At 74.6% G+C, this 25,122-nt stretch carries 22 protein-coding genes; 10 read left to right on the top strand and 12 right to left on the bottom strand.

Going from position 1 to position 25,122, the window contains the following annotated elements; all coding sequences use genetic code 11:
- The first annotated feature begins 51 nt into the window (after positions 1-51).
- Both ACI78Q_RS12645 and ACI78Q_RS12640 read left to right on the top strand, forming a co-directional pair.
- Positions 52-516: an SgcJ/EcaC family oxidoreductase gene (locus ACI78Q_RS12645; RefSeq protein WP_456923735.1), complete on the top strand. Its 465-nt coding sequence runs from the start codon at positions 52-54 to the stop codon at positions 514-516.
- Positions 513-1,364, top strand: a complete 852-nt coding sequence (locus ACI78Q_RS12640) for a sulfurtransferase (RefSeq protein WP_456923734.1) — start codon at positions 513-515, stop codon at positions 1,362-1,364. The genes ACI78Q_RS12645 and ACI78Q_RS12640 overlap by 4 nt, the downstream gene beginning before the upstream one ends.
- A gap of 34 nt (positions 1,365-1,398) precedes the next feature.
- On the opposite strand, the gene ACI78Q_RS12635 is transcribed toward ACI78Q_RS12640, so the two are convergent.
- From ACI78Q_RS12635 to ACI78Q_RS12620, 4 genes are all read right to left on the bottom strand, one after another.
- A complete protein-coding gene (locus ACI78Q_RS12635) occupies positions 1,399-3,240 on the bottom strand; it encodes a multicopper oxidase domain-containing protein (protein WP_456923733.1) in 1,842 nt (613 codons plus the stop codon).
- 138 nt (positions 3,241-3,378) lie between these two features.
- On the bottom strand, positions 3,379-4,107 hold the full coding sequence (locus tag ACI78Q_RS12630) for a hypothetical protein (RefSeq protein WP_456923732.1): 729 nt from the start codon (positions 4,105-4,107) through the stop codon (positions 3,379-3,381).
- Positions 4,108-4,183: 76 nt separating this feature from the next.
- Positions 4,184-5,635 (bottom strand): purine-cytosine permease family protein, encoded by a 1,452-nt coding sequence (locus ACI78Q_RS12625; RefSeq protein WP_456923731.1) that lies wholly within the window; start codon positions 5,633-5,635, stop codon positions 4,184-4,186.
- A 70-nt stretch (positions 5,636-5,705) separates the two neighbouring features.
- On the bottom strand, positions 5,706-6,500 hold the full coding sequence (locus ACI78Q_RS12620; protein ID WP_456923729.1) for a helix-turn-helix domain-containing protein: 795 nt from the start codon (positions 6,498-6,500) through the stop codon (positions 5,706-5,708).
- A gap of 116 nt (positions 6,501-6,616) precedes the next feature.
- Between ACI78Q_RS12620 and ACI78Q_RS12615 the strand changes: the two genes are divergently transcribed.
- Entirely contained in the window at positions 6,617-7,510 is an 894-nt protein-coding gene (locus ACI78Q_RS12615; RefSeq protein WP_456923728.1) for an MBL fold metallo-hydrolase, read from the top strand.
- Positions 7,511-7,521: 11 nt separating this feature from the next.
- Here the strand turns inward: ACI78Q_RS12615 and ACI78Q_RS12610 are convergent, their stop codons facing one another.
- Genes ACI78Q_RS12610 through ACI78Q_RS12600 form a run of 3 tightly spaced genes read right to left on the bottom strand, consistent with a single transcriptional unit; the run spans position 7,522 to position 11,851 of the window.
- Positions 7,522-8,241 (bottom strand): sirohydrochlorin chelatase, encoded by a 720-nt coding sequence (locus tag ACI78Q_RS12610; protein ID WP_456923727.1) that lies wholly within the window; start codon positions 8,239-8,241, stop codon positions 7,522-7,524.
- The gene (locus tag ACI78Q_RS12605) at positions 8,238-8,999 is read right to left on the bottom strand and encodes an SDR family oxidoreductase (protein WP_456923726.1); all 762 of its coding nucleotides are present in this window, start codon (positions 8,997-8,999) and stop codon (positions 8,238-8,240) included. The genes ACI78Q_RS12610 and ACI78Q_RS12605 overlap by 4 nt, the downstream gene beginning before the upstream one ends.
- The gene (locus ACI78Q_RS12600; protein ID WP_456923725.1) at positions 8,999-11,851 is read right to left on the bottom strand and encodes an aconitate hydratase; all 2,853 of its coding nucleotides are present in this window, start codon (positions 11,849-11,851) and stop codon (positions 8,999-9,001) included. The genes ACI78Q_RS12605 and ACI78Q_RS12600 overlap by 1 nt, the downstream gene beginning before the upstream one ends.
- A 143-nt stretch (positions 11,852-11,994) precedes the next feature.
- Between ACI78Q_RS12600 and ACI78Q_RS12595 the strand changes: the two genes are divergently transcribed.
- A complete protein-coding gene (locus tag ACI78Q_RS12595; RefSeq protein WP_456923724.1) occupies positions 11,995-12,753 on the top strand; it encodes an SIR2 family NAD-dependent protein deacylase in 759 nt (252 codons plus the stop codon).
- 47 nt (positions 12,754-12,800) lie between these two features.
- Here the strand turns inward: ACI78Q_RS12595 and ACI78Q_RS12590 are convergent, their stop codons facing one another.
- Positions 12,801-14,159 (bottom strand): FAD-binding oxidoreductase, encoded by a 1,359-nt coding sequence (locus ACI78Q_RS12590; RefSeq protein ID WP_456923723.1) that lies wholly within the window; start codon positions 14,157-14,159, stop codon positions 12,801-12,803.
- 53 nt (positions 14,160-14,212) lie between these two features.
- The gene (locus ACI78Q_RS12585; protein ID WP_456923722.1) at positions 14,213-14,626 is read right to left on the bottom strand and encodes a RidA family protein; all 414 of its coding nucleotides are present in this window, start codon (positions 14,624-14,626) and stop codon (positions 14,213-14,215) included.
- A 113-nt stretch (positions 14,627-14,739) separates the two neighbouring features.
- Between ACI78Q_RS12585 and ACI78Q_RS12580 the strand changes: the two genes are divergently transcribed.
- The 6 genes from ACI78Q_RS12580 to ACI78Q_RS12555 all read left to right on the top strand — a co-directional run bounded on the left by ACI78Q_RS12580 (position 14,740) and on the right by ACI78Q_RS12555 (position 22,546).
- Entirely contained in the window at positions 14,740-15,873 is a 1,134-nt protein-coding gene (locus ACI78Q_RS12580; protein WP_456923721.1) for a LuxR C-terminal-related transcriptional regulator, read from the top strand.
- A 118-nt stretch (positions 15,874-15,991) separates the two neighbouring features.
- On the top strand, positions 15,992-17,527 hold the full coding sequence (locus tag ACI78Q_RS12575; protein WP_456923720.1) for a long-chain-fatty-acid--CoA ligase: 1,536 nt from the start codon (positions 15,992-15,994) through the stop codon (positions 17,525-17,527).
- A 117-nt stretch (positions 17,528-17,644) separates the two neighbouring features.
- Positions 17,645-19,012 (top strand): NlpC/P60 family protein, encoded by a 1,368-nt coding sequence (locus ACI78Q_RS12570; protein ID WP_456923719.1) that lies wholly within the window; start codon positions 17,645-17,647, stop codon positions 19,010-19,012.
- A 239-nt stretch (positions 19,013-19,251) separates the two neighbouring features.
- Positions 19,252-20,568, top strand: coding sequence for an AAA family ATPase (locus tag ACI78Q_RS12565; protein WP_456923717.1), 1,317 nt, complete (start codon positions 19,252-19,254; stop codon positions 20,566-20,568).
- A complete protein-coding gene (locus ACI78Q_RS12560) occupies positions 20,565-21,593 on the top strand; it encodes a DUF58 domain-containing protein (protein ID WP_456923716.1) in 1,029 nt (342 codons plus the stop codon). Before ACI78Q_RS12565 ends, ACI78Q_RS12560 begins: the two co-directional genes overlap by 4 nt.
- Complete coding sequence (locus ACI78Q_RS12555; RefSeq protein ID WP_456923715.1) at positions 21,590-22,546, top strand: VWA domain-containing protein; 957 nt, start codon at positions 21,590-21,592, stop codon at positions 22,544-22,546. Before ACI78Q_RS12560 ends, ACI78Q_RS12555 begins: the two co-directional genes overlap by 4 nt.
- A 44-nt stretch (positions 22,547-22,590) precedes the next feature.
- Here ACI78Q_RS12555 and ACI78Q_RS12550 read toward each other — a convergent pair whose 3' ends face one another.
- The 3 genes from ACI78Q_RS12550 to ACI78Q_RS12540 form a co-directional block, all read right to left on the bottom strand.
- Positions 22,591-23,562 (bottom strand): quinone oxidoreductase family protein, encoded by a 972-nt coding sequence (locus tag ACI78Q_RS12550; RefSeq protein ID WP_456923714.1) that lies wholly within the window; start codon positions 23,560-23,562, stop codon positions 22,591-22,593.
- A 138-nt stretch (positions 23,563-23,700) separates the two neighbouring features.
- Positions 23,701-23,859 carry a helix-turn-helix domain-containing protein gene (locus ACI78Q_RS12545; RefSeq protein ID WP_456923713.1) on the bottom strand — a complete coding sequence of 53 codons (159 nt, stop codon included), beginning with the start codon at positions 23,857-23,859 and terminating at the stop codon, positions 23,701-23,703.
- Between the two features lie 403 nt (positions 23,860-24,262).
- Complete coding sequence (locus ACI78Q_RS12540; protein ID WP_456923712.1) at positions 24,263-25,066, bottom strand: MBL fold metallo-hydrolase; 804 nt, start codon at positions 25,064-25,066, stop codon at positions 24,263-24,265.
- Between the last annotated feature and the right edge of the window lie 56 nt (positions 25,067-25,122).

Raw genomic sequence — 25,122 nt, 5'->3', positions numbered from 1 at the left:
GTCACGCGGGAAACTGCACCGCCGGCCGGCGGCGCCAGCGAGGAGGACTCTGTGACCGCAGCGCACCCGTACGACGCCCAGATCCGTGCGCTCTACACGTCGTTCCTCGACGGCTGGAACCGGCGCAGCGGTGCGGCGGTCGCCGCCGCCTTCGCCGACGACGGCGACATCATCGGGTACGACGGCACCCACCACCACGGGCGGCTGGCCATCGCGGCCGACTTCCGGCAGATCTTCGGCAACCACCAGACGGCCACCTACGTCGCGGTGATCCGCAGCGTGCGCCCCGTCGCGCAGGGCGTGGCGATGCTGCTGGCCCACGCCGGGATGATCCCGCCCGGGAGCAACGACGTCGATCCGCGCTACCACACGATCCACACGGTGCTCGCGGTCGACGAGGGCGGTGGCCGCTGGCGGATCTCCCTGTTGCAGGCCACGCCCGCCGCGTGGCACCAGCACCCCGAGGCGCACGAGGCGCTGACCCAGGAGCTGCGCAGCCTGCTCGCCCTCCGGTGACCGCACCTCCGCAGGCCGCCGTCCTGGTGACCGTCGACGAGCTCGGCGTCGGACGGCAGGAGGCGGTGCTGCTCGACGTCCGGTGGGCGCTGGGCGATCCGCGCGGGCGCGAGCACTACCTCGCGGGCCACCTCCCCGGCGCGGTGTTCGTGGACCTGGAGAGCGAGCTGAGCGGTCCGCCCTCGGCGGCAGAGGGCCGCCACCCGTTGCCGTCGGTACAGCGACTGCAGGGAGCGGCGCGGCGCTGGGGCGTCAGCGACGGCGACCGGGTGGTCGTCTACGACGACGCCGGCGGACTGGCCGCGGCCCGCGCCTGGTGGCTGCTGCGCTGGGGCGGGCTGACCGACGTCCGCCTCCTCGACGGCGGCCTCGCCGCGTGGAGCCGGGCCGGCGGCCCGCTGGACACCGGCGACGTCGTCCCCGAGCCGGGCGACGTGACCCTCCGCGGCGGCGGCATGCCGGTGCTGTCCATCGACGAGGCCGCCGCGGTGCCCGGTGCCGGCGGCGTCCTGCTCGACGCGCGGGCCGGCGAGCGCTACCGCGGGGAGGTCGAGCCGGTCGACCCGCGCGCCGGGCACGTGCCCGGCGCACTCAGCGCGCCGACGACGGAGAACCTCGACGGGGACGGGCGGTTCCTTCCAGCCGCTGTACTCGCCGCGCGGTTCGCCGGTCTCGGCGTCGCCCCCGGCCGGCCGGTGGCCGCGTACTGCGGGTCCGGGATCAGCGCGGCCCACGAGGTGGCGGCACTGGCCGTCACCGGTGTCGAGGCCGCCCTGTGGCCCGGGTCGTGGTCGCAGTGGTCGAACGACCCGGCCCGCCCGGCGGCGACCGGACCGGCGGCCGGCTGAGGCCGGTACCGGGCGGCCGGCCGCCGCGGAGGGGTCACCGCCGCCGAGGCGGTGCCGTCGTGGTCGGTGTCGGAGTCGCCGGCGCCCCACGCCGCGGCGGGGTCGTGGTCGCGGTCGCGCTCCCCGAACCGGAACCGGAACCGGAGCCGGCTCCCGGTCCGGTGCCGGGAGGAACCGGCGACGGCGATGGGGACGGCGATGGCGACGGCGATGCGGAGGGAGACGGCGATGGCGATGGCGACGGGGATGACCCGGCGCCGCCACCCGGCAGGGGCTGGGGCGGCGCCGCCGTGATCGGGTCCGGACCCTCCTCACCGTTGGGGCCGAGGACCCAGAACTGGTGCATCATGTCGTGGTCCTCGTGCACGGTGTTGTGGCAGTGGATCATGTAGCGGCCGATGTTCGGGCCGAAGCGCGCCACGATCCGCACGGTCTCGTTCTCGCCGAGGTAGACCACGTCCTTCGGCCCGTCCTCGAAGACCTGCACCCGCCCGCGTCCGTCGGTGCGACTCAGGATCCGGAAGTCCACGAGGTGCAGGTGGATCGGGTGGAACCAGCCACCCGAGCGGTTCTCCAGGTCCCACACCTCGACGCTGTTCACCAGCGGGCGGGCGATCGCGTTGCGGAAGTCGGAGTTCTCGACGTCCTCCCAGGTGAGGCCGTTGATCGTCCACTCGCCCCCCTGGCGCTCGAACCGGAGGTTGCGCCGCGCGACGGCCTGGCTCGGGTCGAGCGCGAGCACGCCCTGGGGATCGACGGCGGGCCAGCCGGCGAGGTCCAGGGCCGGGTCGGTGCCGCCGGGGTCGGTGCCGACCCGGAAGGCCATCACCCGGTCGGTGAAGTCGAAGTCGATCGTGTTGTCGACGCGGTTGTTGCGCAGCTCGATCCGCTGGCCCGCGAACCGGGAGAAGTCGATGAGGACGTCGTAGCGCTCCGCGTTGCCGATCCGCAGGCGCTGGATCTCGACCGGCTGGCGCACCAGCCCGCCGTCGGTGGCGACCAGCGTCATCGGCAGGCCGCCGGTCAGCTGCAGGTCGTAGGCCCGGGACTGGGAGGCGTCGAGGATGCGGAACCGGTACCGCCGCGGCCGGACCGGGACCTCCGGCCACGGCACGCCGTTGACCAGGATCACGTCCCCCATGAAGCTCGACTCGCTGTTGTCGTCGAAGAGCAGGTCGCCGTTCTTCTTGAACGCGGCGTCGCTGATGATCAGGGGCAGGTCGAACTCGTTGTCCACGGGGAGCCCGAAGGTCGGGTCCCCTTCGGGGGGCAGCAGGTGGTACTGCGAGGCGAGACCGGTGTAGACGTTCTCGGCCGTCACGTGCCAGGCGTGGTCGTGGTACCAGAGGGTCCGTGCGTCCTCGGTGTTGTTGTACTGGTAGTCCTTGAAGTACCCCGGCGGCGTGAGGTCGTTGGCGTAGCCGTCGAACTGCGGCAGCGACGGCGCTCCGTGCAGGTGCGTCGACGTCGAGAACTCGTGACCGAACAGCGGGTGCCGGGGAGGCAGCCGGTTGATCTGCCGCACGGTGAGGGGCTGGTTGCGCCGCACCTTGATCGTGGGCCCGGGGAAGGTGCCCGTCGTCCCCGGCCGGCGGTACACCCACAACCGCGTCCTGGGCGCCGGCGGCGGGAGGACCTGCACCAGTTCCTCCGCCTGCTCCAGCGTCACGCTGGCGCGGCCGGGCGTCGCCGCCACCCGGATGATCGGTGGCTGCGGGTAGACCGCCTGCCGCACGTAGGGCCGCGGCAGGAGCCTCTCGTCCAGTTCCGACACCTGCTTGGCGCTCAGTGGCACCGCGAGCGGCAGTGCGAGGGCGGTGGCCCCGGCGGCGGACAGCTTGAGGACGTCGCGTCGCGAGAGGGCGGCGTGTTCCATCGGTCAGATCCCGTCTGGTCGAGATCCCCCGTGCGTGGAACAGCGTCGGCTGGATCCGCCCGACCGCCCACCCGCCGTCGGGGGAGGTGGGCGCACCCGCAAGATGGGGAGCAAGGCTGCTGCCTTCCCCGAGCGCGCTCAGACGGTGGCGGGCCGGCCCTCCGGCAGGGGGCGGGCGACCCCGGTGATCACGACGTCGTGGTCCAGCGCGGGGTCCTCCCGCCGGTGCAGGGCCAACTCGACCACCCTCCCGTCGCGCGGGTCGTCCGGCCGGTCGTCCCCGGCGGCGCCGAGGACGGGCACCAGGCCGTCGACCGTGGGCTGCCACAGCCCCGCCCAGTTGCACCCCGGGGGCACCGAGAACGACAGCTGCAGGCTGACCGGCCCCTCCGTCACCGCCTCCTCCCCCGCCAGCTGCTCGCGCACCTGAGCCGTGTACTCCGGCGAGCCGACCGAGGTGCTGGTGCGGACGACGAACGTGCGCTCACCGGCGGGGCGCTCCACCGGCTCGGCGACCCCGCGCCGCAGGAGGGTGTCCTTCCCCGGTGCCTTCGTGGCCCACACGCTGGCGAACTCCCACCCGCCGTTCGGGCCCAGCCACTCGACCAGCGGGACCAGGTAGTGGCTCAGCGCGTACTGGTCGAGCATCCGGACGTCGTCGGCCAGCCCGACGTCCAGGCGCAGGGCCGCGGGCTCCGCCTGCTCCGGGGCCGGGCCGAGCAGTTGCTGGGCGTGCGTGACGAAAGCCCGGACGTGCACCTGGTCGGGGTGACCGGTCGCCATCCAGCCGGCCAGACGCGGGGCGATGCCCAGCGGCGAGGGCTCTCCCTCCGGGCGGGCGAAGAAGACGGCGTCGTCGGCACCCATGCCCCGAGCGTCGCCTGCCGGACCTCGTCGGACAACCCGGAGCGGCGACCGGAGCGCCGGCCGCCGCTCCGGGCGGTCAGGCGCGCTCGACCGTTGCGGCGCCGGTCTCCCGCGCCGCGGCGCCGGTGGCGGCGGGTGCGCCGACCACCCCGCGCGCCCGGGCGTGGACGTAGTAGCCCACTCCGCCCACGAGGAGTCCGGCGAAGATCGAGAGGTCGCCGCCGTCCACCCAGGCGGTGAGTGGTCCCGTCCAGATCGAGCTGGTCGCGAACAGGGCGGAGGCGAGGACGCCGGCGAGGAACCAGCCCACCGCGACGAGGTTCCAGCCGCCGCGGTACCAGTACGCGCCGCCGGTGGGCTGCAGCAGGGCCCGGACGTCGTAGCGGCTGCGGCGCAGCAGCATGTCGGCCAGGAAGACGCCGCACCACGAGGAGCTCCACACGATCATCAGGGTGAGGAAGGCGACCAGGAACTCCGAGAAGTCGCGGAAGAAGACGACGTAGCAGGTGACGGCCAGGGCCAGCGCGATGTTGAGCGCCGTCGCCCGCGTGCGCGTGGTCGAGACGCCGACCGCGAGCAGGCTCATCCCGGACGAGTAGGTGTTCAGGAAGTTGTTGGTGATGGTGCCCCCGACGACGACGGCGAGGTACACCACCAGGAGGGCCTCCGGGACGATGCTCTGCAGGCCGGCGATCGCGTCGGTCATGTCGGTGACCGACGCGGCCAGCACGCCGATGCCGCCGATGAGCGTCGCGGGGATGAAGGAGCCCAGCGCGGACACCGCGGTGACGGTGCGGGCGGAGGTGCCCACGGGCAGGTAGCGCGAGTAGTCCGCACCGGTGTTGACGTACGACATCGGCGCGGCGGCGATCACCGCGAACGCGATCAGCCAGGTGCCCAGCGACGCGTTCCCGCCGGTGCTCGTCCCGCTGCCCGCGGCCTCGGCGACGACGATGACGCCCAGGACCAGCGTGCCGATGCCGAGGGCGAACGACAGCACCGTGTTGACCAGCAGGATCGTGGCGTGGCCCAGCATCGCGACGGAGACCGTCGCCGCGGTGACGAGGACGAGGGCGACCACCTCGACTGCCGCGCCCGAGCCCAGCCCCACGAGGTCGGCGAGGGTCACGAGGGACAGCGTGCCGATGACCATGTTGACCGTCGTCCAGCCGATGGTGGTCAGCCAGCTCAGGGCAGAGGGCACGCGGTTACCGATGGTGCCGAACGCCCCCCGGGAGACCGCGAGCATCGCCGTCCCCGCGCGGGGGCCGGCGATCGAGGTCAGCCCGACCAGGACGTAGGCGAGGTTGCCCAGGACGACGACGGTCAGGCTCTGCCACAGGGACAGGCCGAGGGAACCGACGATCGCGCCGATGACGATGTACGTGAAGATCACGTTCGCGCCGAACCAGGTGAAGAAGATCTCGCGCGGTGTCGCGTTGCGGCTGTTCTCGGGGATGTGGTCGATGCCGTGCTGCTCGACCGCGAACGCGCGGTTGCCCTCGGTGTCGTGCCCGGACGACGTCATGCCAGCCTCCTCGACGCTGCCGCGCGGAAGCGCGATGGCGCGGAAAGCTACAACCCGACTGTGACGCAGGTCAACGTCCGGCGTTCCGCGGGCGTGCCCTCGGCACCTCCTCGACCCACAGGCAGCGCGCCGGGGCGGGCGACGGGTTCCGCCAGGCGTACGCCGTGGCGGCCTCGATGATCAGCGCGTCGCCGTCGGACAACCCCAGCTCGGCGTCCGTGCCCTCGACCTCGAACACGAGGGAGCCGCTGAGCACGAAGACGAACGTCTCCCCGGGGCGGGTCACCCGGCCGCCGCTGGTCTCGCGGCCCGGCACGTGCAGGAGGGCGGGCTCCATCGCCCGGCCCGGGGTCACCAGCTCCTCCCAGGTGACGCCGCCGGCGAGGACGGTCCGCGGGCGCTCGTCGGGGTGCAGCACCGCGGTCGGGGAGGCCGGCGGGCCGAACTCGCCCATGGGGATGCCGAAGACGTCCGCCATGGCGGAGAGCACGTGCACGCTGACGCCGGACTGCCCCCGCTCCACGGTCGAGAGGAAGGAGCGTGAGATGCCGATCCGCTCGGCCGCCTCGCTCTGGCTGAGCCCGGCCTTGAGGCGGGCGGCCCGGATCCGCGCGCCGGTGCGCGCGATCTCGAGGCCCTCCTCCGGAGGAGACGGAGGCGCGGTCGCCTGCTCGGTCCGCCGGCGCGTCGCCGCCAGCTGGCGCGCCGCCGCGCGGGCGGGCTCCCCGAAACGCCGCTGCCCTCCGGGGGTGCGCTGCCCCCGCAGCAGGCCGCGGCGTTCCCACTCGCGGATCGTCTGCGGGCTCACGCCGGCTGCGGCCGCCACCTCGCCGACGGTGTAGGGGCCGGGCCGGCTCGCGGTCACGTTGCCCTCCTCCGCCCCTCGTGCAGGTCCCCAGACCTACCGTCCGACTGTAGGTCAGCGTACGGTGCAGCCCCTGCGAGCGTCCGCTCACCGACTCCTGGGAGGGAGGCGCCACGATGGCGTCCTGGCACGAGGCACGGCAGGTCTCCGCAGGAGTGTGGAGCATCGCGGAGCCGTCGCACGTCAACATGTGGCTGATCGAGGGCGCCGAGCGTGCGGTCCTGCTCGACACCGGGCTGGGGATCGCGCGCGTGCGGCCGGTCGTGGAGGGGCTGACCGCCCTGCCGGTGTCGGTGGTGAACACCCACTACCACTTCGACCACGTCGGCGGGAACCACGAGTTCGAGGACACCGCGATCCACGAGGCCGGCGCCGCCCTGCTCGTCGAGCCCGTGCCCCGCGAGGTCCTCCAGCAGTACCTGCACTACGCCGAGGAGCTGGTGCGGGCGGCGCAGGCGGTACGCGACGCCGACGAGCGGTACTTCCACCTCTTCGACGCCGACAGCGTGCCGCGGCCCCTCCCTGCCGGCTTCGACCCCATGGCGTGGGAGATCGCCCCGCAGCCGCCGACGCGCACGCTCGCCGACGGCGACGTGGTCGACCTGGGCGGCCGCGAGCTGCGGGTGCTGCACACACCCGGCCACTCGGGCGACAGCATCTGCCTGCTCGACGACCGGTCCGGCATCCTCTTCGGCGGCGACACCATCAACACCGGGCCCATCTACGCCCAGTTCCACGACTCCGACGTCGAGACCTTCGCCAAGAGCGCCGCGCGGCTGGCCGACCTCAAGGACGAGGTGTCGATGGTGGCGGTCAACCACTTCGGGCGCACGACGGCGGCGCCGTACCTGCTGCAGGAGATCAGCGACGGCTTCGACCGGCTGCTGACCGGGGGCGCGGCGGTGCGGAGCGCCAGCGACTGCATCGGGGAGACGGTCACCGAGGCGGTGTTCGACCGCTTCTCCATCCTCGTGGCGCCGGACGTCGCCGAGCGACTCCACCGGGGCTGAGCCCGGGGGCGTCAGACCTCCACGGACGAGGCGACGGCGTCGTAGCGGTCCAGGAGCACGGCCGCGATCCGCTCGTCGGGCAGCAGGGGAGCGGTGACGGTGTCGGCGCCGGTGCCGGCGAGCCTGTCGTGGAAGTGGCCGGGCGCCAGCAGGTAGGCCGCGACGACGACCCGTCCGGCGCCGGCCCGGCGGGCGGCGGTCACCGCGTCGGCGACGGTCGGCCGGGCTGCGGAGCCGTAGCCGGTGGTGACCGGGCCGGCCCAGGACCGCTGCAGGAGGGCGGCGGTGTCCTCGACGTCGGCGACCGAGCGCGGGTCGCTCGAGCCGGCGGCCGCCAGCACCACCGCGGTGCGCGGGTCCCGCGGGTCGGCGCCGGCCGCCAGCAGCCGGTCGACGAGGACCTCGGCCAGCCGCGGGTCGGGTCCGAGCGGCCGGGCGGCCACCGCGCCCGCGCCGCCCTCGACGGCCCGCGCGATGTCCACGTGCACGTGGTAGCCGCCGGACAGCAGCAGGGGCACGACGACCGCGGGGCGGCCGGCGGCCCGCAGCTCGCCGACGACGTCGGCCACCGTCGGGGGCTGGACGTCGACGAACGCCGCCGTGGTCGTCAGCCCGGGGCGCAGCGCGCGGGCGGCGAGGGCGAGCTCGGCGATCAGCCGGCGGCCGGTGGGGTTGCGGGTGCCGTGCGCGCAGGCGACCAGCACGGGGGGAGCGCCGGCCGGCTCGCTCACGGCCCGCGCAGCCGGCCGCCGTCCACGGGGACCATCGTCCCGGTGACGTAGGAGGCGGCGGGGGAGAGGAGGAACGCGGCGACGCGGCCGAACTCCTCCGGGCGCGCGTACCGCCGCAACGGGATCGACGCCTCGGTCGCACGGCGGGCGGCGTCGGGGTCGGGCTGCCGCGAGTCGATCTCGAGGACCCGGTCGGTCTCGGTCGCGCCGGGGAGCAGGCCGACCACGCGGATCCCGCGCGGGCCCAGCTCGTCGGACAGCCCCTTCGCCGTCATGGCGATCCCCGGCCGCAGCCCGTTGGACACCGCCAGGCCCTCCAGGGGCTGGCGCACCGAGGTGGAGAGCACGAAGCCGATCGCCGCACCCTCGCGCAGGTGCGGGACGAGGGCCTTCACCAGCCGCAGCGGGCCGAGCAGCAGGCTCTCGACGCCGTCCCGCCAGTCCTCCTCGGCGGTGCCGAGGACGCTGCCCGGCGCCGGGCCGCCGACCGAGACCAGCGCGCCGTGCACCTCGCCGAGGCGGTCGAGGGCGGCATCGACCAGCCGGTCGGCGGCGCCGGCGTCGGCGAGGTCCGCGGCCTCGCCGTACGCCGCCGGTGGACCCCCGAGTTGCTCGGCGGCCGCGGCGACGGAGTCGGCGGAGCGGGAACTCACCAGCACCCGGGCGCCGTCGTCGACCAGGGCCCGGGCGGCCGCGAACCCCAGCCCCCGGCTCGCGCCGGTGAGCAGGTACCCGCGACCGCCCAGGCCCAGGTCCATCAGTTGGCGGAGCCCCGCAGCGAGCGCAGGACGTACTGCATGATCCCGCCGTTGCGGTAGTAGTTCGCCTCACCGGGGGTGTCGATGCGGACGACGGCGTCGAACTCGGTCGTCTGACCGTCCGATGCCTTCGCCGTCACCTTCACCGTGCGCGGCGTCTCGCCGTCGTTGAGCCCGGTGATGCCGGTGATCGTGAACTCCTCGTCGCCGGTCAGGCCGAGCGACTCGCGGTCCTGGCCCTGGGGGAACTGCAGCGGCAGCACGCCCATGCCGATGAGGTTGGAGCGGTGGATGCGCTCGTAGCTCTCGGCGATGACGGCCTTGACGCCCAGCAGCGCGGTGCCCTTGGCCGCCCAGTCACGCGACGAGCCCGAGCCGTACTCCTTGCCGGCCAGGACGACCAGCGGGATGCCCTGCTCCTGGTAGGCGACCGACGCGTCGTAGATCGTCGTCGTCTCACCGGTGAGGTGGTTCTTGGTGACGCCACCCTCGGTGCCGGGCACGAGCAGGTTGCGCAGCCGGATGTTGGCGAACGTGCCGCGGATCATCACCTCGTGGTTCCCGCGCCGGGAGCCGTAGGAGTTGAAGTCGCGCCGCTCGACGCCGTGCTCGCTCAGGTACTTCCCGGCCGGGCTGTCGGCCTTGATCGAGCCGGCCGGCGAGATGTGGTCGGTGGTCACCGAGTCGCCGAGCACCGCGAGGGTGCGGGCGCCGGTGATGTCCTGCACCGGGGCCGGCGTCTCCGGCATGCCCTCGAAGTACGGGGGCTTCCGGACGTAGGTGCTCTCCGGGGCCCAGTCGAAGGTGTCACCGGTGGGCGTGGGCAGGTTCTGCCACTGCTCGGTGCCGGCGAAGACGTCCTCGTAGCTGCGGCCGAACTGCTCCGCGGAGACGGCCTCGTCGATGACCCGCTGGACCTCCTGCGGCGAGGGCCAGATGTCGCGCAGGTACACGTCCTGCCCGTCCTTGCCCTTGCCCAGCGGCTCGGAGGTGATGTCGACGTCCATCGAGCCGGCCAGCGCGTAGGCGATCACCAGCGGCGGGCTGGCCAGGTAGTTCATCTTGACGTCGGGGTTGATCCGGCCCTCGAAGTTGCGGTTGCCCGACAGCACCGAGACGACGGCGAGGTCGGCCTCGTTGACCGCGGCCGACACCGGCTCCGGGAGCGGGCCGGAGTTGCCGATGCAGGTGGTGCAGCCGTACCCGACCAGGAAGAAGCCCAGCTTCTCCAGGTACGGGGTGAGGTTGGCCTTCTCGTAGTAGTCCGTGACCACCTTCGAGCCGGGCGCCAGCGTCGTCTTCACCCAGGGCTTGCTCTCCAGGCCCGCCTCGACGGCCTTCTTGGCCAGCAGCCCGGCGCCGATCATGACCTGAGGGTTCGACGTGTTGGTGCACGAGGTGATCGCCGCGATCACCACGTGGCCGTGGTCGACGAAGGTCTCGGTGCCGTCCTCCAGCACGACCTTGGTCGGCTTGGAGGCGCGCTCACCGGTCGGGGTGGGGACGACGGCGTGGTGCGGCTTGCCCTCCTCGCCGTTGCCGTGCGCGAAGGGGCTCGCCGGGTCGGACGCGGGGAAGGTCTCCTCGACGGCTTCGTCGACGGCGGAGCCGGCGTCACGCGGGGCGTCGTCGTCGTCCTTCTGCATCTCGTCGATCGGCGCGTACGTGGGCAGCGCCTGCCGGAAGGAGGCCTTGGCGTCGGACAGCGACACGCGGTCCTGCGGCCGCTTGGGGCCGGCGATGGAGGGGACGACGGTCGCGAGGTCGAGCTCGAGGTACTCGGAGAACGACGGCTCGCGTGAGGCGTCGTGCCAGAGGCCCTGCTCCTTGGCGTAGGCCTCGACGAGCGCCACCTGCTCGGCCGAGCGGCCGGTCAGCTTCAGGTAGTCGATGGTCTCCTGGTCGATGGGGAACATCGCCGCGGTGGAGCCGAACTCCGGGCTCATGTTGCCGATCGTGGCGCGGTTGGCCAGCGGCACCGCCGAGACGCCCTCGCCGTAGAACTCGACGAACTTCCCGACGACGCCGTGCTGCCGCAGCATCTCGGTGATGGTGAGGACCAGGTCGGTCGCGGTGGAGCCGTCGGGCAGCTGACCGGTCAGCTTGAAGCCGACGACCCGCGGGATGAGCATCGAGACCGGCTGGCCGAGCATCGCGGCCTCGGCCTCGATGCCGCCGACGCCCCAGCCCAGCACGCCCAGGCCGTTGACCATCGTGGTGTGCGAGTCGGTGCCCACGCAGGTGTCGGGGTAGGCGACGACGCGGTCGCCCTCCTGGCGCGGGAACACCACGCGGGCCAGGTGCTCGATGTTGACCTGGTGGACGATGCCCATGCCCGGGGGGACGACCTTGAAGTCGTTGAAGGCGCCCTGGCCCCAGCGCAGGAACTGGTAGCGCTCGCCGTTGCGCTGGTACTCGATCTCGACGTTGCGCTCGAAGGAGTCCGGGGTGCCGAAGACGTCGGCGATCACCGAGTGGTCGATGACCAGCTCGGCCGGGGCGAGCGGATTGATCTTGCTCGGGTCGCCGCCGATCTCGGCCATGGCCTCGCGCATCGTGGCGAGGTCGACGATGCAGGGCACGCCGGTGAAGTCCTGCATCACCACGCGCGCCGGGGTGAACTGGATCTCCTGGTCCGGCTCGGCGTTCGGGTCCCAGCTCGCCAGCGCACGGATGTGGTCGGCGGTGATGTCCGCGCCGTCCTCGGTGCGCAGCAGGTTCTCGAGGAGGACCTTCAGGCTGAAGGGCAGCTTCTCGGAGCCCTCCACCGCGTCGAGCCGGTAGATGTCGTAGTCGGTGCCGTCGACGCTCAGCGTCGCCCGTGCCCCGAAGCTGTCCTTGCTGGCTGCCACGTCTCTGCGCCTACCCCTCGCTGGTCTGTCGCGCTGCTTGCCACCCCCGATCATCCCAGCCGCCCGCCGGCCGCGCGCAGGTGAGGCGACCCTTGCCTGCTCCGGGGGGTAGGCCGGCGGTGCCCGCTCCTACGGTGGACGGCGTGACGACCGGCGCCGTGCCCGAGCCGCTGCCCGCCTGGCTGACCGCCGCCGAGCGGGTCACCGTGCTCACCGGCGCGGGCATCTCCACCGACAGCGGCATCCCCGACTACCGCGGTCCGAACGGCGTCTGGACCCGGGACCCGGACGCCGAGAAGCTCGTCACGCTGTCGTACTACGTCGCCGACCCCGACATCCGGCGCCGGGCCTGGCTGATGCGCCGCGACCTGCAGGTCGGTGACGTCCACCCCAACGCCGGCCACCGCGCCCTGGTCGACCTGGAGCGGCAGGGCCGGCTGCGCGGCCTGCTCACCCAGAACATCGACGGCCTCCACCAGGCCGCCGGGTCCTCGCCGGAGCTGGTCCACGAGCTGCACGGCACCGTGCACGAGGTCGAGTGCCTGTCCTGCCACGACCGTACGACGATGGAGCAGGCCCTGGCCCGGGTCGACGCCGGCGAGCCCGACCCGGCGTGCCTGCGCTGCGGCGGCATCCTCAAGTCGGCGACGGTCAGCTTCGGCCAGGCGCTCGACCCCGCCGTCGTCGAGGCCGCCGTCGCGGCCGCCACCGACTGCGACGTCTTCCTGGCCGTCGGCACCTCGCTGACCGTGCACCCCGCCGCGGGCCTGACCGACCTCGCCGCGGACGCCGGCGCCCGGATCGTCGTCGTCAACGCCCAGCCGACGCCCTACGACGACCTCGCCGACCTCGTCGTCCGCGAGCCGATCGGCACCGCGCTGCCGCGGCTGGTCGCGCGCTGACCGCGGCCCGGCCCCCGTCGGGGCCGGACCGCGGTCGCGGCGCGTGCTCAGAGCGCGGAACCGGCGGCGAACAGCCCGCGCGGGTCGACCCGGTCGCAGACGGTCCGCAGCCGGCCGAGATCGGCGTCGTCCCACACCCCGCCGGGGCCGGGCGTGCCGCGGAAGTTGAGCAGCGACCGGCCCGTCGACCACGGGGCCAGCCGCTCGACGACCGAGGCGGCGACCGCGGGCACCACCTCGGTGAGCGGGCCGGCCATGAGGCCCAGCGCCCAGCAGGAGACGGCGGCATCCCGCCCGGCGACCGCGTTCGGGACGGCGGCCGGCCGAGCCAGCGCTCCGCCCAGCAGCCGCAGCTCGACCATCACCAGCGGCACGTCGACGTCCGGACCGGCCACGGCCAGCAGGGCGTCGACCGCCTCGGCGGGCAGCTCCCGCAGCAGCGTGCCGCGGTCGTGGGTGGGCATCGGCTCGGTCGGGTCCATGTGGATCGCGTCGACGGCAGCGAGGGGCAGGTCGCCGACGGTGTCCACCAGCACGGGCGCCACCGCCCGCATCGGTGCGAGCAGGGCGGCACCCTCCGCCGCCGGGCCCAGGTGGGCGAACCGCAGGTGCACGACGGTCTGCCCGCGCAGCGGCTCGGGCAGCGCCGGGTCCGGCGGCATCCGCAGGACGGCGACCGACGTGCTCGTCTCCTCGGGGAGGGCGGCGGTCCACTCCCGCCAGGCGTGCAGCACGTCGGCGGCCGCGGAGCCGGGGAAGAAGAGGCCGCCACCGTGCAGGCCGGCGACGGGCACCAGGTCGAACTCCAGCTCGGTGACGACGCCGAAGGCGCCCTTGCCGCCGCGCAGCGCCCAGAACAGATCGGGGTCGCTCGCGGCGTCGACGGTCGTGATCGCGCCGTCGGCCGTGACCAGCTGCACCCGGCGGACGGCGTCGGCGGCGAAGCCGTACCGGCGGCCCAGGGGGCCGAGCCCGCCGCCGAGGGTGTAGCCGACGACGCCGACGCCCGACGACGACCCGGACAGCGGGGCGAGGCCGTGCGGCGCGGCGGCGTCGATGACCTGCCGCCAGCGGACGCCGGCGGCGGCCCGTGCGGTGCGGGCGGCCGGGTCGACGGTCACGTCCGTCATCCGCGAGGTGGTGACGAGCAGCGTGCCGGCCAGGTCGTCGACCAGCCCGTGACCGGTCGCCTGGACGGTCACCCCGAGACCGGCGTCGGCGGCCCACCGGACGGCCGCGGCGACGTCCTCGGGGCCGGTGGCGCCGACGACCACCGCCGGGCGCGGGGGATGGGCGAGGTTGAAGCCGGCGACCTCGGCGTCGAAGCCGGCGTCACCGGGACGGAGGACGGGCCCGGTGACGCGGGCGGCGAGGCGGGACAGGTCGAGGGTGCGGACGGTGGTCACGGGGGACTCCAGGGAGGTCGAGGCGGGACGGCGGCGGAGGCGGGAGGAGAGGGTCATCGGCCGGCGCTCGCCTCGAGCTCGACGAGCATGCCCGGCAGGGCCAGGCGGGCGACGCCGACGAGCGTGGTCGGCGGGGTCGCCCCGGCGCGGGCCAGCCGCTCGACGAGGACGTCGTAGGCGGCGAGGACGGCGTCGACGTCGGCGGCGTAGACCGTCAGCCGCAGCACGTCGGCGAGGTCCATGCCGCCGGCCGCGAGCACCGCCTCCAGGTTGGCGACGGCGAGCGCGAGCTGGGCGGCCGCGTCGTCCTCGTGCAGGAGGGCGCCGGTCTCGTCGACGGGGCCCTGTCCGGCGACGGTCAGCAGGCGGGACGGCGCGGGTCGCAGCTGGGCCTGGTCGAAGCCGAAGGCCGCGCTCCAGGGGGTGGGGTTGATCCGCTCGACCGGAGCGGCGGGAGTGGTCGTCATGCCGACGAACCTGGCGGCGGGCGGACCGCGTGCCCATCCCAGCCCGCTGGGGAGTTCCACCCCCAGATCGCTGGGATACCCGCAGGTGGCTGCCCGCCCCCACACTGTCCGCCGTGACGAGCAGCATGATCACCGAACGGGTGCGGGCGCAGGTGGGCGGCCTGGCCGCCAGCGGGCTCGACGCGCCCACCTTCGCGCAGTCGGCGCTCGAGGTGCTGTCCCGGGCGGTGCCGTTCGCGGCGGCGTGCTTCGCGACCGCCGACCCCGCGACCGGCCTGGTCACCGGCACCGTGAAGGCGGTGTTCGACGACCACCACGACGACGAGTGGGCGCACTTCGAGTACGAGGTGCCCGACCCGTCGGCGTTCCTGCAGGTGAACCAGCGGCCCGGCCGGGTGCTGGGGCTGCGGACGGCGACCGAGGGCCGGCCGGACCTCTCGCCCCGCTTCTCCCGGTTCATCCGGCGCCACTGGGACCTCGACGACGAGATGCGCGCCGCGCTCACCGTCGACGGCACCACCTGGGGCTTCCTCGCGCTGTTCCGCGACGGCCCGGCTGCCGCCTTCAGCCCGCCGGAGCAGGAGTTCCTCAGCAGCATCGGCTCGACCCTGGCCACCGGCCTGCGCAGCGGGCTGCTGGCGGCCGCTGCGGTCGACGGCGCCGCCCCCGTCGACGGGCCGGCGGTGCTCGTGGTGGGGGCCGACGGCGAGCTCGCCTCGGCCAGCGTCGGCGCCGCGGCGCAGGTCGCCGAGCTGGGCGGCGGGCCGCTGGGGGAGGAGCCGCTGCCGCTGGCCCTGCTCAGCCTGGTGGGCGCCGCCCGGCGGGGCGCCGCCGACGGGCAGCCCATGGTGCCGCGGGTGCGGCTGCGCACGCGGTCGGGGCACTGGGTGGTCGCGCACGCCTCGCGGCTGGTGTCCCGCGACGGCACGGCGTCCGACGTCGTCGTGACCATCGAGGAGGCGCGGCCGCCGGAGATCGTGCCCCTGGTCGTGGCCGCCTTCGGCCTCACGCCACGCGAGCGGGACGTCGTCCAGCTCGTGCTGCAAGGGGTGGACACCAGCGGCATCGCGGCGGCGCTGCACCTGTCGGCCTACACCGTGCAGGACCACCTCAAGGCGGTCTTCGCCAAGGTCGGCGTCCGCAGCCGCCGCGAGCTGACCGCGCGGGTGTTCTTCGACCAGTACGCCCCCCGGCTGGCTGCGGGCCGGGAGCCGGGGCCGTCGGGCTGGTTCCGCGACCCCGCCTGACCGCGGACCGGGAGCGGGGGCGCTGCCTGACCGGCCCGGTCCGGCTAGCGTGACGGGGACCACGTCGAGCGGCTGACCCCCGGCTCCCGGGGACGGCCACAGCACCGGGGAGCCCGACATGCACGTGCCCTTGACCACCCGAGACTTCCTGGACCGCGCCGAGCTCGTCTACGGCGACCGGGTCGGCATCGTCGACGAGCCCAACCAGCCGGCGCCGTCCACCGGTGAGCTCACCTACCGCGAGGTGGCCCGGCGCGGGCGGGCCCTGCAGGCCGGGCTCGACGCGCTCGGGGTGGGCGAGGGGGAGCGGGTGGCGATCGTCAGCCACAACGCCGGCCGGCTGCTGGAGTGCCTGCTGGCGGTCCCGTCGTCGGGGCGGGTCGCCGTCCCGGTCAACTTCCGGCTGCAGCCGGAGGAGGTGAGCTACATCGTCGGCCACTGCGGCGCGCGCGTGCTGCTGGTCGACCCGGAGCTGGAGCCGGCGCTCAAGAGCGTGGAGGCCGAGCACAAGTTCACGACCGGCGAGGAGTACGAGCAGCTGCTGCGCTTCGACACCGAGCCGCGGCCGTGGTCGGAACCGGACGAGGACGCCACCGCGACCATCAACTACACGAGCGGGACGACGGCCCGGCCCAAGGGCGTGCAGATGACCCACCGCAACGAGTGGGTCAACGCCGTCACCTTCGCGATGCACATGCAGATCAGCGACCGCGACGTCTACATGCACACGCTGCCGATGTTCCACTGCAACGGCTGGGGGCTGCCGTACTCCACGACCGGCCTCGGCGCCCGCCAGGTCGTGCTGCGCAAGGTGGACGGCGCGGAGATCCTGCGCCGGGTCGAGCAGCACGGTGTCACGGTCATGGCCGGGGCGCCCGCGGTGTGGAACGCCGTGCTCGACGCCGCCGCGGAGTGGCAGGGGGAGATCCCGGGACGCGACCGGGTGCGCATCATCGTGGCCGGCGCCCCGCCGCCCTCGCGGACCATCGCCCGCGTCGAGGCCGAGCTCGGCTGGGAGTTCAACCAGATCTACGGCCTCACCGAGACCGCGCCGCTGCTCACCATCAACCGCCCGCGTGAGGAGTACGACGGGCTGCCGCCGGAGGAGCGGGCCAAGCGGCTGTCGCGGGCCGGGGTGCCGGCGCTGGGCACCCGGCTGACGACCAGTGAGTCCGGCGAGGTGCTGGCCCAGGGCAACACGGTCCTGGCCGGCTACTGGGAGAACCCCGACGCCACCGCCGAGGCGCTGGAGGGCGGCTGGTTCCACACCGGGGACGGCGGCACGATCGACGAGGGCGGCTACCTCACCATCTCCGACCGCAAGAAGGACGTGATCATCACCGGTGGCGAGAACGTCTCCTCCATCGAGGTGGAGGACGCCGTCTTCAGCCACCCGGCGGTCGCCGAGGTCGCGGTCATCGGCGTCCCCGACGACAAGTGGGGGGAGATGGTGACCGCGATCGTCGTCCTGGCCGAGGGCCAGTCGGCGACGGCGGAGGAGATCATCGCCCACTGCCGGCAGCGGATCGCCACCTACAAGGCGCCCAAGCGGGTGGAGTTCGCCGACGAGCTGGCCCGCACCGCCACCGGGAAGATCCAGAAGTTCAAGCTGCGCGAGGCGTTCTGGTCCACATCGGACCGTCAGGTGAACTGACCCGACATCACCCGGCCGGGTGAGGACCCCCTCAACCCCCTCCCCGGCCGGGTCGATCCCCGCACCAGGAAGCGCCCTCCGGGGCGCGTCGGCGCAGGGTCGAAGAGGGGTCGGTTCGTGGACAGCGCAGCGCGAACGGAGCAGGGCCGGGCGAGGGTCAGGGGCCCCCGCTGGCTCCGCGGTGTCGGGACGGCGGCCGCCGCGCTCGTGGTCGTCGGCCTGGCACCGGGGACGGCGCTGGCCACCCCGGGGGACGACGCGGTCGCGGCCGCGCGCAGCGAGCGCGACGCCGCCGCGGCGCGGGCCGGCGCGCTCAGCGCGCAGCTGGCCGAGGCCGAGGCCGCCGCCGACGCGGCGCACCAGGCCGCCCAGATCGCGCTGCAGGAGTACGAGGAGCGCCGCGCCGCGCAGGAGGAGGCGCAGAGCGCGGCCGACGCCGCGGCCGAGGCCGCCGCCGAGGCGGAGGCCGACCTGGCGCGCGGCCGCGCCCAGGTGGTCGCCTTCGCGCGGTCGAGCTACATGCAGGGCAGCACCGCGCCCGGGGCGGCGGCGCTCCTCAGCGCCGAGGGCCCGGGCCAGCTGGTTGAGCGGGCGGCCCTCCTGGACGCCGCCGGCTCCCACCGCGTGGACGTCGTCGCCGAGCTGACCGTCCTCGAGGAGCAGGCCACCGCCGCCGAGGACGCGGCCACGCAGGCGGTGCAGGAGGCCACCGAGCTGCAGACCTCGGCGGGGGAGGCCCTGGCCGCCGCCCAGCAGCAGGAGGTCTCCGCCCGCGCCCAGACCGCGGCCCTGGCCGAGCAGCGGGTCACCCTGGAGGCCGAGCTCGCCGCGGCGCAGGAGGCCCTCTACGGCGCCGAGGGTGCCCGGGACGCCGCTGCCGCGGCCGCCGCGGCAGCCGAGGCGGCGCGCTCCCGCCCGCCGGCCACCACGCCGTCGTCGTCCGGGAACTCGGCCGGCTCGTCGTCCGCGAGTCCGGGCGGCTCGTCGTCCGGCGGCTCGTCGTCCGGCGGCTCGTCGTCGGGGACCTCGGCCAAGCCCACCGCGGACACCACGGCCGGGACGCCCACCGGGTCGGCCGTGCAGATCGCGATCGCCGCGGCGAAGTCCCAGCGCGGGCTGCCCTACAGCTGGGGCGGCGGCAACAGCCGGGGCCCGTCCTACGGCATCACGCCGGACACCGCGGTCTTCGGCTTCGACTGCTCGGGCCTGACCGAGTACGCCTACGCCCAGGCCGGCATCCCCATCGGCAGCACCAGCCGGGACCAGTGGTGGCGGTTCCGCGACCGGACCGTGGCGGCCTCGGACCTGCAGGCCGGGGACCTGGTGTTCTGGGCCACCGGCTCGGCCTACACCTCGATCTACCACGTGGCGCTCTACATCGGTGGCGGTCAGGTGATCCAGGCCCCGCAGAGCGGCGACGTCGTCCGGATCTCGTCGATGTGGTTCGGCTCGAACTACTACGGAGCCGTGCGCCCGACCGGCTGAGACCGCGGGGCAGAAGGGCGTCGGGCAGCCACGGGGGGAGCTGCCCGACGCAGGATCGAGGCTAGCAGCCTGGAGTGCCCGCGGGCAGGGGTGTGCACACGCCACGCGGACGGTCGGCGTGGCGGATCCACGGGGCCGGCGGCTCGCCCGGCGAGAGCGGATGGCGGACGTCCAGGAGCCGTCCAGGTCCGTGTAGGACACTGGCTCTCCGACGGGACGATCCCCAGCGAGGAGACCGCGTGACCAGCGCCGCCAGCACCCCCCTCGAGCAGCCTGCCGGCGCGACCGCCGCCGGCCAGCCGGTCCCGCCGTCGGCCGACGCGGCCCGCCTGGAGCGGGTGCTGTTCGAGATCAAGCGGGTCATCGTCGGCCAGGACCGGCTGGTCGAGCGGATGCTCGTCGCCCTGCTCGCCCGCGGCCACGTGCTGCTCGAAGGCGTGCCCGGGGTGGCCAAGACCCTCGCGGTGGAGACGCTCGCCACCGTCGTCGGCGGCAGGTTCGCCCGCCTGCAGTTCACCCCCGACCTGGTGCCGGCCGACATCATCGGCACCCGCATCTACAAGGCCGGCCAGGACACCTTCGCCACCGAACTCGGCCCGGTGTTCGCCAACTTCGTCCTCACCGACGAGATCAACCGCGCGCCGGCCAAGGTGCAGTCGGCGCTGCTGGAGGTCATGGCCGAGCGGCAGGTCTCCATCGGCGGGGTCACCCACCCGCTGCCCGACCCCTTCCTCGTGCTGGCCACGCAGAACCCGATCGAGTCCGAGGGCGTCTACCCGCTGCCCGAGGCACAGCGCGACCGCTTCCTCATGAAGGTGCTCGTGGACTACCCGAGCCCCGAGGAGGAGCGGGAGATCGTCTACCGGATGGGGTCGACCCCGCCGGTGGCCGAGACCGTCCTCGGGCCGGCCGACCTGCTGCGGATGCAGCGCACCGCCTCGCAGGTGTTCGTCCACCACGCGCTGGTCGACTACGTCGTCCGCCTGGTGGTGGCCACCCGCGCGCCGCGCGAGCACGGCATGGAGGACGTCGCCTCGTGGGTCTCCTACGGCGCCAGCCCGCGCGCCTCCCTGGGGCTGATCGCCGCCAGCCGGGCGCTGGCGCTGGTCCGCGGCCGGGACTACGTGCTCCCGCAGGACGTCCTCGACGTCACCGCCGACGTGCTCCGCCACCGCCTGGTGCTCTCCTACGACGCCCTGGCCGACGGCGTGCCCGCCGACCACGTGGTCAAGCGGATCCTGCAGACGGTGCCTCTGCCGCAGGTCACCCCGAGGCAGCGGGCCGGCGGCTTCGGCCCGGGCGTCCCGGGTGGGCCGGCCGTGCCGCAGTTCGGTCCGCCGCAGGGCCAGCCACCGTTCGCTCCGGGCCAGCCCGCTCCGCAGTTCGGCCCGCCGCAGGGCCAGCCGGTGCCGCAGTTCGGCCCCGGTCCGGCCGGTGCGCAGGGCCCGAACGGCCCGCAGGGTCACCCGGCTCCCCAGGGGCAGCCGGGCAGCGCGCCGCAGGGTGAGGCCGGCTCCGCCCCCAACGGCTACGCACGCGGGTCCGCGCCGGCGTGATCCTCCGTCGCCGCACGGCGGACACCGCGGACCCGGGGCCGCCGGGGCGCGCACCGACGCCCGGCAGCGGCATCGACCCGGGGGCCGGTGACGGCGCACCGCCGCACTTCGCCGAGGGCCCGGCCGACGTCCTGCTGCAGCGGCTGGAGCTGACCATCCGGCGACGCCTCGACGGGCTGCTGCAGGGCGACCACCTGGGGCTGGTGCCGGGCTCGGGCAGCGAAGCCGGCGACTCCCGCACCTACCACCCCGGCGACGACGTCCGGCGGATGGACTGGCCGGTCACGGCGCGCACCCTGGTGCCGCACGTCCGCGAGACGATCGCCGACCGCGAGCTGGAGACGTGGGCGGTCGTGGACCTCTCGGCCAGCCTCGACTTCGGCACCGCCCTGTGCCAGAAGCGCGACCTGGCGATCGCCGGCCTGGCCGCGGTGAGCCACCTGACCGTCCGGGGCGGCAACCGCCTCGGCGCCGTGGTCACCACCGGCGAGCGGCTCGATCGCTACCCGGCGGGTTCGGGCCGGCTGGCCGCCGACCGGCTGCTGCGCGCCGTCGTCGCCACCCCGCGGGCGTCGGGCGGGCGCCGCGGCGACCTCGCCGCCGCGCTGGAGTCGCTGCGCCGGCCGCAGCGGCGGCGGGGCCTCGTCGTCGTCGTGTCGGACTTCCTGGGTTCTGACGCGCGGGGCCCCGCCGACTGGGAGCGTCCGCTCCGCGGCCTGTCCGCGCGGCACGAGCTGCTGGCCATCGAGGTGGTCGACCCCCGGGAGCTGGAGCTGCCCGACGTCGGGCTGCTCACCGTCGTCGACCCGGAGAGCGGGCAGACGCTGGAGGTGCCGACCGGCAACGCGGAGTTCCGCGCCCGGTTCGCCGCCGGCGCCGCCGCCCAGCGCCGGGAGATCGCCGCGGCGCTGCGCCGGGCCGGCGCCGGGCACCTGCAGCTGCGCACGGACCGCGACTGGCTGATGGACGTCGTCCGGTTCGTCGCCGAGCGCCGGCGTGCCGGCAGCGGAGGAGCCGTCCGATGACCTTCCAGGCCCCGCTGTGGCTGCTCGCCGTGCTCGCCGTCGTGGCCCTCGTCGCGCTGTACGTGGTGCTGCAACTGCGCCGCAAGGCCTACGCGGCCCGGTTCACCAACGTCGCGCTGCTCGACACGCTGGTGCCCAAGCGGCCCGGGTGGCGGCGGCACCTGGCCTTCGCCCTGGTCGCGCTCGGGATGGTCGCGCTGCTGGTGTCGCTCGCCGTCCCCTCCACCGAGGTCCGGGTGCCGCGGGAGCGGGCCACGGTGGTCATGGCCGTCGACGTGTCGCTGTCGATGCAGGCCACCGACATCGAGCCGAGCCGGTTCGAGGCGATGCAGGAGGCGGCCAAGGAGTTCGTCGACGTCCTGCCGCCGCGGATCAACCTCGGGCTGGTGTCCTTCGCCGGGACGGCGACCACCGTGGTCACGCCGACCACCGACCGCGGGCAGGTGCGTGCCGCGATCGACAACCTCGACCTGGCCGAGTCGACCGCGATCGGCGAGGCGGTGTTCACCTCGCTGACGGCGATCCAGAACTACCAGGCGGCGCTGGACTCGTCGGAGGAGGAGCTGCCGCCGGCGCGGATCGTGCTGCTCTCCGACGGCTACAACACCGTGGGCCGCGACGACACCCAGGCCATCGACGCCGCCGTCGACGCGGGCATCCCGGTCTCCACCATCGCGTTCGGCACCGACTACGGCACCCTCGACCTCGACGGCGAGCGGGTTCCCGTGCCGGTGGACCGCGAGACGCTGGAGCGGGTCGCCGACGAGACCGGGGGCAGCTACAGCGAGGCGGCCAGCGCCGCGGAGCTCGAGCAGGTCTACGAGGACCTCGGCAGCCAGATCGGCTACACCACCGAGCCCCGCGACGTCAGCTACTGGTTCGTCCGCGGCGGCGTGCTCGCAGCCCTGGTGGGCCTCGTCCTCAGCCTGCTCTGGACCAACCGCATCGTGTGAGAGCAGTCGCTGGAGAGCGGTCCCCGCACTCCAGCGACTCCGCGTCAGCGCGCGGGGTCGAGCGTGAGCTTGCCGGTGGTGCGGCGGGCGAGCAGGTCCTGGTGGGCCTCCCGGACGGCGGTCAGCGGGTAGCGGCCCCCGGCGATGGGCTGGATCGACCCGTCGGCGACCAGCGGCAGCAGCTCGCTCAGCGCGGCGTCCATCATGTGCGGCCGGGCCATGCAGTGGGCCAGCCAGAACCCGATGACGGCGCGGCTCCTCTGCAGCAGCGCCCCCGGCGGCACCGCGCGGGTCTCCTGGCGCGCGGCCATGCCGTACGTGACCAGCCGGCCGAAGGGGGCCAGCGCCGACAGGGAGCCGGCGAAGACGTTGCCACCGGTCATCTCCAGGACGACGTCCACCGGCTTGCCGCCGTTGGCCTCGCGCAGCGCGGCGGTGAAGGCCTTCGGGTCGTCGTCGGCGAGGGCGGGGTCGACGCTCGCGTCGGCGCCGAGCCGCTCGGTCAGGGCCCGCTTCTCCGCGCTGGAGGCGGTGGCGATGACCCGGCCGGCGCCCCACCGGCGGGCCAGCTGGATCGCCAGCGAGCCGACCCCGCCGGCGCCGGCGACCACCACGACGGTCTCCCCGGTGGCCAGGTGCGCGCTGGTGCGCAGCAGGTGCCAGGCGGTCGCTCCCTGGAGGACGACGGCCAGCGCCTGCTCGTCGGTGACGCCGTCGGGCACCTCCCAGGTGAGCCGGGGATGGGCGGCCACCTTCTCCGCGTACCCGCCACCGTCGAGCAGCCCGACCACCCGCGGCCCGCCGCCGGCCGGCGTCCCGACGAACTCCGCGCCGGGGACCAGCGGCAGCTGTTGCGGCGCGAGGTAGCTGTCCTCGATCTGGTGGGTGTCGGCGAAGTTCACGCCGGCGGAGGAGACGTCGAACAGCTGCTGGCCGTCGCCGGGGACGGGGTCGGGCAGGTCGACGACGTCGAGGACCTCGGGCCCGCCGAAGCGGGTGATCTGCACGGCACGCATGCAGGGGAGGCTAGGGCGTGACGCCCGCCTCGCGTCGCCGGGACGGTGACTGGGACGTCCGTCCCGAAGGGCGTCGGAGGGCCCGCCGAGAGGTCAGCGAGCCCTCGGTCCACGCTCGCCCGCGGGTGGGTCCCGTCGTCACGCGACGTCGGTGCGGGCGCCGGTCAGGTACTCGCGCACCGCCGGCTCGGGGACCCGGAAGGACCGGCCGACGCGCACGGCCGCCAGCTCTCCGCCGTGCACGAGGCGGTACACGGTCATCTTCGACACGCGCATGATCGCCGCCACCTCGGCCACGGTCAGGAAGCCGACCGCGGCGCGCGGTGCAGGGCGTCCAGCCGCCGGCGGGCGGACAGCCGTCGGCTGTGCCGGTCCCGGCCGCACGGCCACGGGGACGGGCACGGCGGGCCGGGTCCGCAGCGGCGGGCCGTAGGCGGCCGGACGGAGGACGGTCGGAGCGGGGGAGCGCTGGGGAAGGGACACGTCGTACCTCTCGGGGGTGGTCAACGGGACACGAGGCCAGCCGGCCGCTGGCGACGGTGTGCGTCTGTGCTGACACCGACCGTAAGGGGAAGGTCCCGGCCGCCGCGAGGACACCGGAGGACGAGACGAACCGGTCCCGCTCGTCACTAGTTGACCGTGCGCCGCCGGGGACGGGGTGGGTGGCCGTCGGGTCCGGTGCGTCAGCCCCGTCGGGGGCTCAGCCGATCCACCGGCGCATCTCACCGGCCAGGACCCGGCCGAACCGGAGCTCGGGGAAGTGGGCGCCGGCCCCGTAGGTGTGCTCGTCCTCGAGTTCCCGGAACAGGCGGGCCCGGACCTCGGCGGCGAGCCGGGGGTCGAGGTCGCCCAGGGCGTGCCACGACGGTTCGTCCAGCTGCTGGGGGCAGGTGATCGCGTCGCCGAGGAGCAGCGCCCGGTGCACCCCGGAGGACACGATGACCGACAGGTGGCCCGGGGTGTGCCCGGGGGTCGGCGTGAGGTCGACGCCGGGGACGACGGTGGTGTCGTCGCCGACGAGGTGGATGCGGGCGCTGTCCGTGGATCGCATCCCGTGCCGGATGTGGTCGAGCATCCGGCTCTGCGGGTCGAGCACGAAGTGCTGCCAGTCGGCCGCGCCGAACCAGAGCTGGGCCCGCGGGAAGACCGGCCGACCGGCCAGGTCGAAGAGCCACCCGCAGTGGTCGAGGTGCAGGTGGGTGCAGATGACGACGTCGACGTCCTCCGGACCCACCCCGGCGGCGCGCAGCCCGGTGATGAGCTGCCCGCCGACGAGCAGTCTCCGCGGGCCGTCGTCGTGCAGGTCGGGGCCCAGGCCCGTGTCGACCAGGACCACGTGCGAGCCGGTCCGGACGAGGAAGCACCCGATCGGCAGCCACGCCTGGCCGTGCCGGTCGAAGAGGTCCTCGTGGCCGTGCGCGGTGACGTGCTCCCCGAAGTAACCGGGACTGGCGCGGAAGGTGCCGTCGGCGATCGGGTGGACGTCGATGTCGCCGACCCTCATGAGTCCCCCTCCCCGCGGTGCCTGTGACGACGTTCTCGCAGGTCGGCGACGACGGC

Source organism: Geodermatophilus sp. SYSU D00705 (genome assembly GCF_054050135.1).
Note: the sequence above shows the minus strand (reverse complement) of the source record. Positions and strands in the feature narration are given on the sequence as shown.